The organism is Mesorhizobium sp. M8A.F.Ca.ET.057.01.1.1, from assembly GCF_003952565.1.
Lineage (GTDB): Bacteria > Pseudomonadota > Alphaproteobacteria > Rhizobiales > Rhizobiaceae > Mesorhizobium.
This window is the reverse complement of record NZ_CP034454.1, coordinates 4,370,169-4,384,606: the sequence shown is the minus strand read 5'-3', so window position 1 is coordinate 4,384,606 and position 14,438 is coordinate 4,370,169. Positions and strand designations below refer to the sequence as shown.

14 protein-coding genes and 3 pseudogenes are annotated in these 14,438 nt (G+C 58.4%); 12 read left to right on the top strand and 5 right to left on the bottom strand.

Annotated elements, in window-relative coordinates; translation table 11 throughout:
• Positions 1-172: 172 nt before the first annotated feature.
• From EJ077_RS21015 to EJ077_RS21000, 4 genes are all read left to right on the top strand, one after another.
• Positions 173-1,057 carry an ATP-dependent DNA ligase gene (locus EJ077_RS21015; protein ID WP_208695937.1) on the top strand — a complete coding sequence of 295 codons (885 nt, stop codon included), beginning with the start codon at positions 173-175 and terminating at the stop codon, positions 1,055-1,057.
• A gap of 220 nt (positions 1,058-1,277) precedes the next feature.
• Positions 1,278-1,502, top strand: coding sequence for a DUF768 domain-containing protein (locus EJ077_RS21010; RefSeq protein ID WP_208695935.1), 225 nt, complete (start codon positions 1,278-1,280; stop codon positions 1,500-1,502).
• 154 nt (positions 1,503-1,656) lie between these two features.
• Positions 1,657-1,932, top strand: a complete 276-nt coding sequence (locus EJ077_RS21005) for a hypothetical protein (protein ID WP_208695933.1) — start codon at positions 1,657-1,659, stop codon at positions 1,930-1,932.
• A gap of 60 nt (positions 1,933-1,992) precedes the next feature.
• Complete coding sequence (locus tag EJ077_RS21000) at positions 1,993-2,712, top strand: SOS response-associated peptidase (RefSeq protein ID WP_208695931.1); 720 nt, start codon at positions 1,993-1,995, stop codon at positions 2,710-2,712.
• Between the two features lie 288 nt (positions 2,713-3,000).
• Here the strand turns inward: EJ077_RS21000 and EJ077_RS31610 are convergent, their stop codons facing one another.
• Positions 3,001-3,261, bottom strand: coding sequence for a hypothetical protein (locus tag EJ077_RS31610; RefSeq protein WP_210212181.1), 261 nt, complete (start codon positions 3,259-3,261; stop codon positions 3,001-3,003).
• 244 nt (positions 3,262-3,505) lie between these two features.
• Here EJ077_RS31610 and EJ077_RS32850 point away from each other — a divergent pair, with 244 nt between their 5' ends.
• Together EJ077_RS32850 and EJ077_RS20985 are read left to right on the top strand one after the other, a co-directional pair.
• The gene (locus tag EJ077_RS32850) at positions 3,506-3,730 is read left to right on the top strand and encodes a YHYH domain-containing protein (RefSeq protein WP_416859527.1); all 225 of its coding nucleotides are present in this window, start codon (positions 3,506-3,508) and stop codon (positions 3,728-3,730) included.
• A gap of 42 nt (positions 3,731-3,772) precedes the next feature.
• A pseudogene (locus EJ077_RS20985) lies at positions 3,773-3,994 on the top strand (ferritin-like domain-containing protein); the annotation flags it as partial.
• A gap of 195 nt (positions 3,995-4,189) precedes the next feature.
• Here EJ077_RS20985 and EJ077_RS20980 read toward each other — a convergent pair.
• A complete protein-coding gene (locus EJ077_RS20980; RefSeq protein WP_208695927.1) occupies positions 4,190-4,630 on the bottom strand; it encodes a VOC family protein in 441 nt (146 codons plus the stop codon).
• A gap of 404 nt (positions 4,631-5,034) precedes the next feature.
• Positions 5,035-5,829: a DUF2066 domain-containing protein gene (locus EJ077_RS20975; protein ID WP_208695925.1), complete on the bottom strand. Its 795-nt coding sequence runs from the start codon at positions 5,827-5,829 to the stop codon at positions 5,035-5,037.
• Positions 5,830-5,930: 101 nt separating this feature from the next.
• On the opposite strand from EJ077_RS20975, the gene EJ077_RS20970 reads away from it, so the two are divergent.
• The 4 genes and pseudogenes from EJ077_RS20970 (at position 5,931) to EJ077_RS20960 (ending at position 9,567) form a co-directional block, all read left to right on the top strand.
• Positions 5,931-6,521 (top strand): CGNR zinc finger domain-containing protein, encoded by a 591-nt coding sequence (locus EJ077_RS20970; RefSeq protein ID WP_208695923.1) that lies wholly within the window; start codon positions 5,931-5,933, stop codon positions 6,519-6,521.
• A gap of 947 nt (positions 6,522-7,468) precedes the next feature.
• Positions 7,469-7,673: pseudogene (locus EJ077_RS32220) on the top strand (SOS response-associated peptidase); the annotation flags it as partial.
• A 919-nt stretch (positions 7,674-8,592) separates the two neighbouring features.
• Positions 8,593-9,081, top strand: coding sequence for a YidB family protein (locus EJ077_RS20965; protein ID WP_208695921.1), 489 nt, complete (start codon positions 8,593-8,595; stop codon positions 9,079-9,081).
• 9 nt (positions 9,082-9,090) lie between these two features.
• On the top strand, positions 9,091-9,567 hold the full coding sequence (locus EJ077_RS20960; protein ID WP_208695919.1) for a hypothetical protein: 477 nt from the start codon (positions 9,091-9,093) through the stop codon (positions 9,565-9,567).
• 191 nt (positions 9,568-9,758) lie between these two features.
• On the opposite strand, the pseudogene EJ077_RS20955 reads toward EJ077_RS20960, so the two are convergent.
• Both EJ077_RS20955 and EJ077_RS20950 read right to left on the bottom strand, forming a co-directional pair.
• Positions 9,759-12,903 (bottom strand): annotated as a pseudogene (locus tag EJ077_RS20955) (GAF domain-containing protein).
• 252 nt (positions 12,904-13,155) lie between these two features.
• Positions 13,156-13,473 (bottom strand): DUF982 domain-containing protein, encoded by a 318-nt coding sequence (locus EJ077_RS20950; protein WP_208695917.1) that lies wholly within the window; start codon positions 13,471-13,473, stop codon positions 13,156-13,158.
• 157 nt (positions 13,474-13,630) lie between these two features.
• On the opposite strand from EJ077_RS20950, the gene EJ077_RS20945 reads away from it, so the two are divergent.
• Together EJ077_RS20945 and EJ077_RS20940 are read left to right on the top strand one after the other, a co-directional pair.
• Complete coding sequence (locus tag EJ077_RS20945) at positions 13,631-13,795, top strand: DUF3606 domain-containing protein (RefSeq protein WP_127277719.1); 165 nt, start codon at positions 13,631-13,633, stop codon at positions 13,793-13,795.
• 137 nt (positions 13,796-13,932) lie between these two features.
• On the top strand, positions 13,933-14,289 hold the full coding sequence (locus tag EJ077_RS20940) for a response regulator (protein ID WP_245458479.1): 357 nt from the start codon (positions 13,933-13,935) through the stop codon (positions 14,287-14,289).
• Positions 14,290-14,438 lie beyond the last annotated feature (149 nt).

Below are 14,438 nucleotides of genomic sequence, written 5' to 3'. Positions count from 1 at the left end.
CGAGTTTTAGAAGCGGTCCTGGTCGCCGCAGTTCCCCTCTCAACCCTGCTGGCGGTGGTGATGGTGTTCCTGACCTTCGGATCGTTTGGATGAGCACGCGCACGAACCGTTAAAATCTTCCGGAACTAATTAAGGGCATACTAATTGAATCGCGGTTCCGCGAGTGCTGTGTATGCGTTTGAAGTTCGTCGAGCCGTTAATGCCGACCTTGGTTGAGAAGCCTCCCGAGGGCGACGGATGGATTCACGAGGTCAAGTTCGACGGGTACCGATCGCAGATCCTTAAGGACGAGGACGGCGTGCGGATCTTCACGCGTCGCGGGCTGGACTGGACGGCCAAATACCGTGACCTCGCCAAGGCGGCCGGCGACCTTGATGTCGACAGCGCTATCATCGACGGGGAAATCATTGTCTTGAACGATGCTGGGCTTTCCGACTTCGGCGCCCTGCGCAAGGCCATCACCAGGCGGCAGCACGACCTCTATTTCGTCGCTTTCGACCTGCTGCACATCAACGGCCACGATATTCGCGACATGCCCCTGGAGGAACGGCGAGAGATCCTTGCGGAGCTAATCCCGCCGGACATCAGGATTCAATTCTCTCAGCCCTTGCCGGGCGATGCTACCGCCATTTTCCACCTTGTCGACCAAGCCGGCCTTGAGGGCATGGTTTCGAAGCGCAAGGACAGCAAGTATCGCTCAGGCCCATCGACAAACTGGCTCAAGGCCAAATGCTACACGGTAGAGGAATATGAGTTGCTTGGCGTCGAACGGGAGCCCGGCAAGCCAGCATTCGCTCTTATGGCCGATCGCAAGACGGGGCAGTATGTCGGTTCGGCCTTCATCAACTCCAGCCGGGCAATCCGCGAGCGCCTATGGAAGCGCGTTCAGGAGCACGCGGGCGAGGCGCCCAGGGGCATGAAGCGCCCCGCGACACAATGGGTCAAGGCGGGTATCATTGGCCGTGTGAAGCACTTGCGCGGCGAAGAGGATTTGCGGCACGCCTCTCTGCAAGATTTCCGGGAGGAGCATCATGCCAATACGGACAAGGGCGAATGAGGCTGGCATTTTCGATCCATCGGAATTGGCGTTGCTAGCCAGGGTCTTCGAACAATTGCGGCTCGACAACCAATCTACCGAGGCCCGTGACGCGATTGCCTCCCGAATCATCGGCAATTACATGGCGGGCATCAGGGACGAGGCGGAATTGCTATCGCTTTCGAGGCGGCCCCTCGGCCGGTAGGGCGGAACCGAAGAGCAGTCGTGAAATTATGGCTGCATGAGCACGCGCGGCATCAACTTCCTGCATCGATGGATCCAGAACAACGTTCCGGAAACCGCGAGGGCGGACGCAGTCTCGATACACGACCTAACTCACAAGCTATTTGCCGACGCGAAGGCCATCGGCATCCGGCGCGACGAGATCGACGATGAGGTGGAAAGCCTGTATCGGACCTTGGTGGACTGGATAGCGCACTTCCACGATCCCGGAGTGCCGGAATGAGTGCGCGGCCGCTTCGATAAGCGCGGGCAGTGCGTCATTTGATAACGACACAATGAGTCTCAAGGCATAAAGCTGGAAGATCGGCGGAAATTGCCACGGGCTCCGCCGACTGTGAGCGACTATCGCGCTTCCGCCCCAAGCCGGAGGAGCTGCGATGTTTCGCGCTACCAATCCTGACGCATATCAACCTGAAGAAATCGACCTCCTGCAACGGGTATTCGATCGGCGTTGCACCGCAGCAAACATCCACCGAGACTCAATTTTGGGGGAACTGTTAGCGGCAGCGCTCATCCAACTGTATCAAGCGGGCGTGACGGACGAGGTCTCGCTATCGGACAAAGGTCGCGAGTACCTGGCAATGACGACTGCGCATCCCGCGTTTCAAATGCGCGGCGCGATCGGCAAGACTGACCCAACCGGGGCACCTTGACTCGTTCGTACTCCGTTCCCATTTTGGCCTTCCCTAACGGCAACGATTGAGCACGCCCTAATGTGCGGACGCGTTTTCGTAAAGACCGCCATTCCCGACATGGTTCGTCGGTTCGAATTCGCCCATCCGGGCGAGGTCGATCGACTGGGCAACAGCTTCCCACTTTGGAACGGCGCGCCGAGCCTGACCTATCCCATCATCATCCGTGAGGAGCTGTCGACCAGCATGGCCGGCTTTGTTTCGGCACGCTGGGGCCTTGTTCCCGGTTGGGCTCGGGATGGTGGCGGCCGCCCGCCGCCCGTGAACGCCCGCTGCGAGACGATCGCCAGCAATGGCCTGTTTCGCAAAGCCTATGCCGCGCGGCGTTGCTTGGTACCGGTCGATGGCTATTTCGAATGGCAGAAGCTCGATGCGTCGGGAAAGAAGAAGCAGCCATATGCCATCGCGATGAAGACGGACGAACCCTTTGCCATGGCCGGCATCTGGGAAGAGTATGCCGACAAGGCCACCGGCGAGTTGATCCGGACCTTCGCGATTGCCACTTGTGAGCCGAACGACCTCATGGCCACGATCCATGACCGCATGCCGGTGATCCTGGCGCCGGCGGATTATATGCGCTGGCTCGGACCGGAACCTGATCCGCGCGACCTGATGAAGCCATTTCCGTCCGACCTGATGAAGATGTGGCCGATCAACAGCAAGGTCGGTTCGCCGCGGAACAACACGCCCGACATCATCGACGAGATTGGCTTGGGGCCTACTGATCTGTTTGACGTATAATCTCAGGGCTTTGCAGACCGCTGCCGCCACACATCGGGCATCTGATCGTCGAACCTTTGCACCCGGGTCGGTGAACTCCCTGAGGGCAACACGTGCCGTTTGAACTCATCCATTTTATGCAATGAAAAACCTTGCCGGCACCGAGACATTGCCGGCATCGGAACTTCCTAAATTCTGCCAAGTACCACCTGCCCACCTACTTGAGACGGCAAAAACGCGAGGGGCAGAAAATAGTTTCACCGGCCAAACCACGTCTGAGATATTGCTGGCCGTGAGGTGCGTCTCCCTTCAGAGATAACGCTCGCCGTCGTCCCGGTGCTCGAAACAGAACCAATGCGGCTCTTGGCGAGGCCGGGCAAAGCCGAAGCCTCCGTGCTTCACACAGCCTGCGTGCTCACACATGCGGCCCAGCGCTCCGGCGCGCTCTCGCGGCGCCGGCGTCATGCCGGTGGAGACGTGTCCGAACTGGAACGAGCTGGCGCGGAAGTGATCGAAGCGGCTGGCGAGGTGAAGATCCCGCCTCAGACGATCATCGACGGAAGCGTTCATGCCGGTCTGGACGTTTGTCTTCGGGATTTGCGCGAATGGCACGCGCTGCGGGCCTGGTGCAAGAATTGCTCCCACCATGCCCCGGTAAAGGCGACCGCACTGATCCGCCGATACGGGAAGGACGCGCTGTTCAGCACCGTCGAGCGAGCACTTCTCTGCACGAGTTGCGACCGAGGCGGACCGGTTCGGTTGGAGATCCACAAACTGCCACGAAACTAGTTCTGCCAAGGCCAGCAGGCCGGCGATGGCACCCTTGGACCAAGAAGATTTGCAGCTCTCCGCTTGTGCGCACGTTGGGCTCGTGCTTTGTACGAAAAATACTAAGGGGGATTACATGAAGACAACAATTGCTACGGTCATGGCAGCTCTGATTTTTGCATTTGCCAACAACGCTTCGGCTCACAGTGGCGGAACGGACGCCAACGGGTGCCATATGAACCACAAGACCGGCGTATATCACTGCCACTGACATGCTGAAAACTTGGCTTCGACGCCGGCCGGCACCGTTCGGCTGGAGGAAGCTTCAGGGACGGCACTCGACGCTGGATTGCTAGCTGCCTGCCAGGCGGTCGAACACTATGAAATTTCCCGGTATGGCTCGCTACGAGAGTGGGCAAAGGACCTCGGGCATGACGAGGCGCACAACCTGCTCAGCGAGATCCTTGACCAAGAGAAGGCCACCAACAACAAACTCACGAACCTCGCTGTCACTTCGATCAACAAGCCAAATTGATCTCACCCGAACCAAACGGGGTGACGGTTGCTGACGGCGCTCGAGGATGCGCGAAGGCCCCGCAGTGCCGCGATGTCGGTTCTAGGCGCCGTCTTCGCGTGTGCGCCATATCCAAGGGCCCCCTTACAGTATATTCGCGTTCATAGAGCCCTAGCGTCGCGCCAGGGGGTAAGGATGGGGCCTAGGCCGCCAACGCTACCTTTTTGGCAAGGCCGCCGCTTGGTCGGCCACCTCCGAAGGCGTTGCAGAGGCGTCCATCCACATCGCGCCTAAGGCATGACCATCCGGATCAGCCAGATCGCGGGTGTACATAAACCCATGATCTTCGACTGGATTGATGTCGATTGTGCCGCCGTTTGCCGCAGCCGCGGCGGCCATCGCATCGACGGCTTCGCGAGTGTCCAGGCACAACGCCAGCATCACCTCGCTGGACGTTGATGGCGGGATCGGACGGGTGGTCATCGTTTGCCATGTGTCACGGCTAAGCAGCATGAAGTTGATTTCATCGCTCCATACCATCCCGGCAGTTGTCTCGCCGGTAAATTGGGGATTGTTCTTAAACCCGAGAGATTCATAGAAAGCCCTGGACGCCCTCACGTCGGTCACCGGTAAGCTCACAAAAATCTTCCTGGTCATAGATCGTTCCTTTCGTTGTTGAGATGCAGGTCGAGCCAGTGGCGTTTTCTTGAAGACGAATGACCGCTTGCAAATCCGACATGGCATCGCAATTTTTCGATCGCTCGCTCAGCGGCATTTGCGTTCTCTTGACGCCGGCTGGCTTTAACGACCGATACCACGGGCTGCTCATGCCTGGATGCTTGCGGGGAAAACTCCGAAGTAGCCGACGGCACTCGGCGCTCAGTGCACACGGCCACCTTGCGCACCACTAGTTGTGGCGTGCCGTCCTGAAATCGGAGTTTCTGGCTGGGAGAGCGCGCCCAATCCTATTTCGACCACGCGACAGCGGCACATCGCGCAAGCGTAGTGGTCTCCCCAGATGTGGTGGGTTACATATTCAGCCCGCAAATTGCGGCAATGACCTATTTTGTCGATCGCAAACGCTTAGCCGCGCCGCCGACGGCGTTGCGGAAGGCAGCATCGAAGTTTACGCCCGCTATTTCCCAGCTCGGGTTATGAGCGCTCAATGGCAGGCGCCAAATCGCATGCCAGCCGGGCTCGCTGGTCTCCCAGTCGAGATGACCGACCAGGATCGCGTCAGCCCCCAGTTTGGATTTCAGGCCGGCCAACGCCTCTTGAGATATCGGATCGATCTTTTCCGGCGCGATCGCCGACAGGTCGGTCTCCCTAGCGAAGACGATAGGCATCGCGAAGCGCACCGAAGCATCTTCAAAGCTTGCGCGCAGGTCCGAGCCATGGGCGCCGTCGGCGGCGAGCAGATAGCCGCGCGCCATATCGGTGACTTCGACGACGACCGCCAGCTTCGGGCGCGCTCCCAGCCATGGCTTTTCACCCATTGCCGCGATCGCATCGTTCATCCGCTTCCGGTCAAACTGGAAGGTGAGATCGAAAGGGCGATCACGCGTGCCTTGCTCGTCATGAATTGGAATGCCGAACATGCGATCGTGATAGGTGTAGGACCAGACCATTGCGCGCGACCCGACCGCCAGCGAAGCGAAGGCAGGGTTTTGCGCGATGTCGGGATTGCCCGTCAGCTTTTGCGCCGCAAGTTCGAAGCCCTGCGGAATGGCGGGAATTCGCGTCTCCTCGCGATCGCCGGTGACAATCACGCTAGAGCGGTAAAGCACATCGTCATCTGCGTGCGCCAGTACCGGAAACGCAAGCCAAGCCAGCAGCGCCACCAGAGCCTTCTCCATTAACCCTCCCCTATGCTCTTGAGTAACCTCTTAAGGGGTTACATACTGCCGGGATGAAATCAACCGAATTAGTCCAGACCTACGTCTCGTCGCTCGGCTCCATGCGCATGCTTGGCGGTGCGCCCGCCCTCGACCTTGCCAACACTTTGCACCGGCGTGATGGGCACGAGGTCGACTTCATTGCGAGTTATGGGGACCTGCTAGCCTTTTGCATTCCCGCCCGGCTGCTATCGGAAGTAGAATCGCGCTCCCTCAAGCGGTTGGCGCGCAATCATGGGAGCCTCGTCTGCGACGTGCATAGCGGGGTGTTGACGCTGCGCGCCAGCCTCAAATCATGGCTCACGCGCTCGGCGAGAAATCTCAACAGCAGCCCGGCAGCAAAAAGCGCAAGCCTGCGCGACTTGCGGGCAGCGATAGCGCGGGCGGGCGGCTCGGCTGGCCTTGGCGAGATCCTGAATCTCTCTTCCGCCTCGGCAACCGAGGCCATTAATCTGCCGCTGCGCAGATCGGCTGCGGCAGCCGCCATGCTGTTGTTGTTTCCCTCGGGGAACGACATCCGGCGTTGCGAGGCCGACCATTGCGGCGGCTTCTTCATCAACGAGAGCCGCTCAAAACCGCGGCGCTGGTGCTCGATGGATGGTTGCGGAAATCGGGCCAAGGCGGCTCGACATCGCCTGGCACATCGCAAATAACTTAGCGACTTCCAACCTTAACGCTGGCACTCGCAGCCCCCTTGGTCTGAGACGACACTGATCACTGTATCGTTCATCTGATCGGACTGATTGTAGAAGCCCATTCTGACTGTCTCTGTCTGGTAAACAGTGCACTCTATCTGCGGACTTGTGATGCCGCGCAGTCCCGGAGAATTTCGTCCCATGCCATCGTTTCGGCCGGGCTCTTGAGCGCAACCCCGCATCGACCCTCAGATCGGCTCGCTCGTTCAGACATCTGCTTGCAGGTCTTCAGCGGTCGGCGCGGTCAATAAAGCCGGTGGCGTGGCAGGGAAACCCCTTGAGCTTTGATCCGAGATACCGCGGCTGATCCCCACAAGGCCATTGCAGCGGTCGACGAAAGCGTGGGAGTGGTCGCCCTGCCAGGTGAGCATCACAGCCTCGCCGCACGCGCTGCTGCTACGAGAGCCGATAATCCACTTCTGGAGCGTCTTCCTAATCCTTGCCTCTTTCTGGCCCGCTACTCACCGGCGGCGGGCTATTTGTTTGTCAGTCGTGTGTTCAGACCTATGTGCTAACGCTTGCCGTGCGGCGCTTCGAGAGTCGCCGCAATTCGGTTTCGTCGGTGAAGCCATCCTCGAAGGCTTTCCTGACCTCGCGGGCAAGTTGTTCCCTCCGCCCGCGGTCCTTAAGCGCCAGACGGTGCTCTTGGCATAGCCGGTCAAATACCTTCTGGGGAAGGCTGAGGTCTTCAGACGTGTGCATACTCATGAATTTTGGGAAAGTGCTCTCCTCCCTCATTCGGGCGAAAGCCTAAGTTGACTTTCAAGCGTCCGTTTGCCTCGATTGGGTGCGGACGACTTGCGGTTGAAACGTCTCAAATTCCTCAGCGCCGAATCAATTCGAATGCGACTGAGGTCGCACGGAAAACCATGCCGAGGAGGTATACGAGCGAATTGATCCCACCCTTTGGCATTGCCACATGCGAACTGAATGCGTTGACAGCGACGATCCATGATCGGATGCTCAGGCGTATTGGCGCGAGCGGACTATGGCATGGACCGGAGCCGGCCCCGCGCGACCTGATGAAGCCGTTTCCCTTCGACCTGATGGTGGTGTGGCCGATTGGCAGGCTCGCCGAGGAACAACACTCCCGACATCATCGACGAGATCGGTCGTGGCTTACTGATCTGCTTCAGGTATGTATGCCGAGCCTTGCAGTCCGCTGCCACGACACACAGGGCATCTGATCGTAGACACTTTGCATTCGGCTCGATGCACCCCCTGCGGGCAACACGTGCCGCTTGAGCTCAGCCACTTTATGCATTGAAAAACCTTGCCGGCACCGAGACATTGCCGACACTGGAACTTCCTAAATCCTGCCAAGTACCACCTGCCGACCTACCTGAGACGGCAAGAACGCGAGGGGCATAGAATAGTTTCACCAGCTAGTCCACGTTCGAGATTTTGCCAGTCGGGAGGTGTGGGACGGGCCCAATCCTGCTGTGAGACGTGAAGCAGCGCCGTGGGGGGCATATGGCTTTCGGTTGCAGTATTCCGTGGGGGAAGGTTTGGAGCCGCCTTGATGTCACAGACCGACCCAGCCAGGCCAGCACTTTGGATAACAGCCACCGCCGCCTTTCAGCCAACGGCCAGCTTGATCGACTGCGACTCGGCAGTGCTGGGTGGCCGGGCCTCTGGATCTGCTCTGAAGGTCCGCCCCGAAATAACAGCTGCCAGCCTGCGCTAGCAGGAAGTGAAACTCCTTTCCCCAAGTTCCTCGAGTACGCGCGTGTAGTGTCAACATGCGAATCCCCGACCACAAGGATTTTAACGTGCTTTTCAGATTGCGTAGCAAGAGGGTGTCCAGAGCGCCAGGCACTTCATCGACCCATTGAAAGGAAAGCCGCGAACTCTAGGCACTGGCGCGAGCGCTGCATCTAGTCGCTACAGATGCCTATGCGGCCAAGCCTTGTGAGAGGCCCGATGGGAACGTTGCGGGTTTCCAAGCTATGCCTGATATTTGCTCGCCAATTGCGGAACTTTTGGCTCTCAGTGATCTTCTCCGTGTTCCAGACCACAGGAGGAACGAGTGGCAAACCTTGGAAGACTTGCGATCGCTATGCTGGGCGTTTTAGCTTATCAAAACCGCGACAAAATTACGGAGTTGATCCGTCGAGCAGGAAATCACGATTTAAACAACCCTCAAGGTGGGATTTTGGACCAAGTGTCTAAAGGCGTTTCGGGCACGGCGCTTGGGGATATTCTCGATCGTTTCAGAAACGCGGGTGCTCGCACCAAGGTCGACTCCTGGGTTGGCACGGGGCCGAACGAGCCGATCGAGCCTGAAGAGGTGGAATCGGCGATAGATGCGCAGACGCTGGAAGCTCTTGCCAAGCAGACCGGCCTGTCGCGCGAAGAGTTGATTGCGAGGATCGCAAGGGATCTGCCGGATGCGATCAACCAGTTGACCCCAAACGGCAATCTGCCGGCAGATCAGCGAACGAAAACGAATGCCCCCGACGAACCGACGTTGCTCGACCAGGTGACGCAGACTTGGCGCGGGGCGCCAAAACAATAGGCCCCCGCCATGTGGCATGTCCCCCATATTTTGCTGAGTTTAGTTGTCACGATGACGCCCACGTCGCTTCTCGGGGCCGAGGGATGGCAGGCCTTCGGAATCAAGCACTTTGGCTTCGTGTTCGATGTCCCTCCCGGGTTCGCGTTAACTCAGCGTTCCGATCAAGGGGCGGCCTTTGAGGGGAAAAACAACGCATTTCTTGCCGTTTGGGGGGCGCAGCTCGGCGAGGCGAGTTTTCGCGCCGAGATCGAGCATCGCATGGCAGTAAACGAAATGGACGGCTGGAGGTTGACCTACAAGCGCGTGAGGTCGCAATGGGCCAGCTATTCGGGCCTCAAGGACGGCCAAATCCTGTATGTTCGCGCCATCAAAGTCCGCGACGACCGCGCGGCTCTTTTTACCGTCAAATATAACCGCGACGAAAAGGTCCCCTATGACCCGATTGTAGTTCGCATGGTAAGATCGCTAAGGGCAGTTGGTTGTTAATCACGCTTGCGTACTACCGAGATCGCGCTGCTTTGCACGCCCTCCATCGACGTATAAGTCAGCCCGATCCGAAGCGATAGTCCATTCCCATCGCGCTGAAGGACGAAGGGGGCCAGATCGTCATGCCTCCGGCACTCATCTTGGCATCGGCTGTGGCCTTTGTCATCGACGAACGGGGTTCAGCCTCGCCCTCAAAGTATTCCGATTTTTTCTATAACCTTGCGGATTTTTTCGGCGAGTTCGTCGATGGTATAGGGCTTGGTCAGAAGTTCCGTTCCGAAATCGAGACTACCATTGTGGACGATCGCGTTGCGCGTGTAGCCCGTGGTGTAGAGAACTTTCAACGATGGTTGGACGACCTTCACCTTGTCGGCCAGTTCGCGCCCCGACATTTCGGCATGACGACGTCGGTGAAGAGGGGGGATGGCATTGTGCCGCCTTCCAGTGCCGCGAGGGCTTCCCGCGGACCTCGCATTTCAAGAACGGAATAGCCGAGGTCTCGCAGCGCCTCGGCTGCCATTGACCTGACACGATCCTCGTCCTCAACGACCATGATGACTTCGGCAGCGCTGCCTGTGTTTTCAGGAGCCGGTGGTGTCGCCCGGAGTTCTGGGACGCTTTTATACGAACGGGGCAAATAGATTTTCAGCGTGGTGCCGACGCCATGCTCGGAATAGATCCTGACGCTGCCTCCAGACTGCCGAACGAAGCCGTAGACCTGGCTCAACCCAAGGCCGGTCCCCTTGCCGACTGACTTGGTGGTGAAGAACGGATCGAAAGCTCTTTCCATGACATCGGCGGTCATGCCGACACCCTTGTCGGTCACCGACAAGAGGACATATTGACCGACCGCGATGCCATTTTCCTTGGCAAATCTCTCGTCGACATGAGCGTTTGAGGTCTCGATCGTCAGTTTGCCCCCGGCCGGCATGGCGTCACGGGCGTTGACGCAAAGGTTGAGCAGCGTGCTTTCCAACTGTCCGGCGTCAACGTCCATCTGCCACAGGCCAGCGGCAAGAACAGTCTCAATCTGTATCGGCTCGCCTAGCGTTCGACCGAGCAATTCACTCATCCCTGACACAAGCCGGTTCGGATTCATGACCTTAGGGGCGAGGAGCTGCCGGCGAGAGAAGGCAAGGAGGCGTTTGGTGAGTTCGGCTGCGCGTTGCGTCCCCTCGACGGCTCCTTCGACGAACATGTTGACGTTTGTGTCGCCATTCCTAAGCTTGCGCTGCACCAGATTCAGGCCGCCGATGATGACGGCAAGCATATTGTTGAAGTCATGGGCGATGCCACCCGTAAGCTGCCCAACCGCTTCCATCTTCTGGGACTGACGCAGGTGCTCTTCTGCCCTTGCGCGCTCGGCGACGGCTTCTACGACACGCTGCTCAAGCGTTGAATTGAGTGTCTGCAATGCCGTGAAGAGGCGGGGTTATCGATCGCCGTAGCCGCATGGCCCGCGAGGCCCAGCATTGCGGCCTCATGCTCCGCACCGAACACGCCGACGTCGGAATGCCAAAAAAGAGCCCGCCCAACACCTCGCCCGATCGGGAGGTGACCGGTAACGCCAGATAGGACCGCACCGGCAGGTGACCTTCGGGCATCCCCTTCCTTGGCGAATTCCTGCCATACCGCGGATCCTGCAGGATGTCGTCGGAACGAACCACGCCTGAACCGCGGAACGTGGGCTCGAAGACTGCAGTGTTGCGGGGCATTGGAAAGTTCTCGAACGCTGATCGCGGAGCGCCAGATAGCGTGTAAAGCGTGTAGCTGTCGCCGTTTTTGTCCACGAGATTGTAGAAAAATGCGCCGAGCTGCGCTCCTGTGAGTTCGACCCCAACGTCGGTTACTGTCAATAATCTCGACGTCCAATTCGGCTGCGACGGTCGCAGCTGTGACATTTATGACCTGGAGCTGGCGCTCCACCCGCTTTCGGGACGTTATGTCGATTACCGTGCCGACAAAGCGAACGGCGCGTCCATTTTCAAAGAGCGCATCTCCGTTCGCAGCAATCCATCGCTCCTTTCCGTCTTGAAGTCCGATGGTGCGATATTCGATATCATAACGGGACGAGCCTCCTGACTTGAGCGCCTGCCGCACGGCGTTGTCAGCGCGCGAGCGGTCGTCGGGATGCAGGCCTGGCAGGAAGGTGTGCTCGTAAGAAACACTTGCCTCCGGCGGCAACCCGAAAAGCGCCTTGCATCGGTCGTCCCAACTAAAGTGTCAGTAGCGGGGTCATAATCCCAGATCCCGATCGCAGCAGCGTCTGTCGCTAGCCGCAACCGTTCCTCTGAGGTCCTGGCAGCTTCTTCGGAACGAACACGTTCGATATGGGCCCACGAGCGCTCAGTCACCTCTGTCAGCAAAGCTAGTTCGCGTTCGGACCAGACACGAGGTTCCTTGTCATGAATGGCCATCAACGCCGCGAGCCGCCCCTGCTTGACCAGCGGCATGCAAATTGTGGCCGTTATCCCGATATCCTGGAACGTCTTAGCTTCTGAGGCGTCAATCTCAGTCAGGTTGTTATTGATGATAAGCGGTCGGTTCGCACTAGGTTGCTGACTGCAAGCTTGCCGAAATCCGCAAGGCTGTAATAGCCCACGATGCTCGGCGATCCCGGCGCGCTCCAGTCGCCCCGGATCGTGAAATGGTCCTGGTCGGCCGCCACATCGGCATAGGCACAAATGGAAACCCCAAGGTGTTCCCCAAGCCTTTTTGTCGTGGTTGCCATGACAGCATCGGCATCTTTAGTAAGAGCGATCTCCTTACCCAGCCTATCCAGGAATGCGAGACGTCCGTGGTCTCTTGCAGCGCCCGCTCTGCCCTAAGCCGTTCGATTGCGGTCCGTGTGCGCTCTGCAACCTCAAAAATCACAGTACTCTCGTCGTCACTCCAGCGCCTGGGAGCGGCATTATTCAGGTAAAGCAGTGCGACCACCTTGCCGTGCTCGGAAACTGGCATGTTGATGAGGGAGCGCGCGCTGAGGGCTTTAAGGGCTTCAGCGCGATCACGGGTCCGGGGATCGGTCTCGGCGTCCTCGAAGATGACGATCTCACCACGTTTCAGGTCGTCGATGTAAGAGCCGTAGTCGCGAAACTTCAGTGTGCCTGCCAGGCTCTTGATTCCAGGGGCGTTCCAGTCCCGATCGATCGAGATGGTGTCTTCTTCGGGGTCGATCGTTCTATAGCCGGCACGGCTAACTTCAAGGTGGCGTCCAAGTAACTCGGCGGCGGAATAAGCCAACTCTCCGGGATCTTCAATTTCCCGGATGCGATCGCCCAACGCTGCGAGAAGTTCCAGGCGCAGCCGCCCTGATTGATGTGCGGTAGCCCCCATTGCGTCCCCCACCGTGAAGCGCATTCAATGCGCGGCGGATAAAGGGTTCCACCAAAGGCGAAGTCCGGCCGTCGTCTCGGGCCGAAACTGAGTTGATAGAAGGGTGTCCCCCGTCCCGCCATGGCGTCACGTCCTGTGTGGCGGGTTTTTGTCGAATTCTGTTAAATCGGATAGCTGGGGCAACGCCTCAGACCATGCCCCCTTGGGGCATAGCCAGGCCGCCGCGCAGTCGTTGGGTTGCGTATTTGCTGCTCAAACAGAATAGGGAGACCGGCGATCTTGGCCGTTGATCGAGCTTGCCAGCGCATCCAGGCGTATCAAGCTTCTGCTTGGCTGAGATGAGACTATCATGTCCTGGTCCCTTGCGGCTTTGAGAAAGGCGTCGAACGCGACACTGTGCCGGCAGGTCCCGGCCTGAGCCTCAGTCAGCAAACGCAATGCCTGTCGATAGGAAAGCGTTTCCTTGTTTTTCCATGCACCATTCATTGCACGTCTGGCATCGGCCACCGAACAGATCGTCTGCGTTTGGAAGTTCAAAAACTTTATCTGCACAGGAAGGAAAGCAGTCAACTTCAACCCTCTTTGCTAGCAAGAAGGTTTGGCAAACTTTAGAGGGCAAGATTGGTTGCATATCACTCGATTTTTGGCGGCACGGCGGGTCGTGCGGGAGCAACCTGTGCGGGAACCGGGCAGCGTCTTGGAAGTTGTGCGGCCAAGGAGAAAAGCAATGGCCGACGCACAGAAACAACCACAAATGAGCCCCCGCGAGATCGAAGCGCTGGCGCGCGAAACTGGCTGCACCGAAAGCCAAATTCGCGAGATTGTTTCGCTTGTTGGGTTCGACCGCGCCTCCATACTCAGAGAGGCCCGATCGCTGCGACAGTCCAATTGATAGTCTTCGTCAGATCCTCTTGACCCTTGGTTTGCTGCGCGGCAAAAAAGCGGGGAGAGCTTCCTACTCGCTATTCATCATTGGTAGCGCGGTTGGCATGAGCAGCGGTCGGCATCGCCGTTGGGGTGGGGTCAATCTTGGCTGGAGAACGATTAACAATCCTCGTCTTGGAGGACGAGCCATTAATCGCCTTGGACGTGGAAGCCACCTTGGTCGAGGCGGGCTTTAACGTTGCCGTAACTGCCAGTTGCGCCGAGGCAGAGTCGATTTTGGAAGATGTCTCTCCGGATGCCGCTGTGCTCGATCTCTATCTGAAAGATGGGCCGTGCATCGCGGTGGCCAAGAAGTTGGTGGGGCGCGGGATCCCTTTTGTCGTCCACACTGGCTATCTTGGACCCGACCGCGACGAGATATTCGCCCATGGCGCGGCGATTCAAAAGCCCTCCGACCCTGCCCATCTCCTCGCTGCGGTCCAGGCGTCGATTGGATCGTGACCACCAGAGATGTTGATCGAATTACCACGGGGCCTTTCTTTATGCCGGCTCGGCCTTCAGGCATGCCAATAGATATTTGCCGCACGAATTGCTCCGCGTCAATCGGACCATAATCCACGAAATCAAGCTGTCTTGCGGTTGGTGGAGCT

Excerpts from the sequence above, each read along its gene's own strand:
- EJ077_RS32850 (WP_416859527.1), top strand. The coding sequence starts at position 3,506 with ATGGCACCCTTGGACCAAGAAGATTTGCAGCTCTCCGCTTGTGCGCAC.
- EJ077_RS21000 (WP_208695931.1), top strand. The coding sequence starts at position 1,993 with ATGTGCGGACGCGTTTTCGTAAAGACCGCCATTCCCGACATGGTTCGT.
- EJ077_RS20960 (WP_208695919.1), top strand. The coding sequence starts at position 9,091 with ATGTGGCATGTCCCCCATATTTTGCTGAGTTTAGTTGTCACGATGACG.
- EJ077_RS20945 (WP_127277719.1), top strand. The coding sequence starts at position 13,631 with ATGGCCGACGCACAGAAACAACCACAAATGAGCCCCCGCGAGATCGAA.
- EJ077_RS21005 (WP_208695933.1), top strand. The coding sequence starts at position 1,657 with ATGTTTCGCGCTACCAATCCTGACGCATATCAACCTGAAGAAATCGAC.
- EJ077_RS21010 (WP_208695935.1), top strand. The coding sequence starts at position 1,278 with ATGAGCACGCGCGGCATCAACTTCCTGCATCGATGGATCCAGAACAAC.
- EJ077_RS31610 (WP_210212181.1), bottom strand. The coding sequence starts at position 3,261 with ATGAACGCTTCCGTCGATGATCGTCTGAGGCGGGATCTTCACCTCGCC.
- EJ077_RS21015 (WP_208695937.1), top strand. The coding sequence starts at position 173 with ATGCGTTTGAAGTTCGTCGAGCCGTTAATGCCGACCTTGGTTGAGAAG.
- EJ077_RS20975 (WP_208695925.1), bottom strand. The coding sequence starts at position 5,829 with ATGGAGAAGGCTCTGGTGGCGCTGCTGGCTTGGCTTGCGTTTCCGGTA.
- EJ077_RS20970 (WP_208695923.1), top strand. The coding sequence starts at position 5,931 with ATGCGCATGCTTGGCGGTGCGCCCGCCCTCGACCTTGCCAACACTTTG.
- EJ077_RS20980 (WP_208695927.1), bottom strand. The coding sequence starts at position 4,630 with ATGACCAGGAAGATTTTTGTGAGCTTACCGGTGACCGACGTGAGGGCG.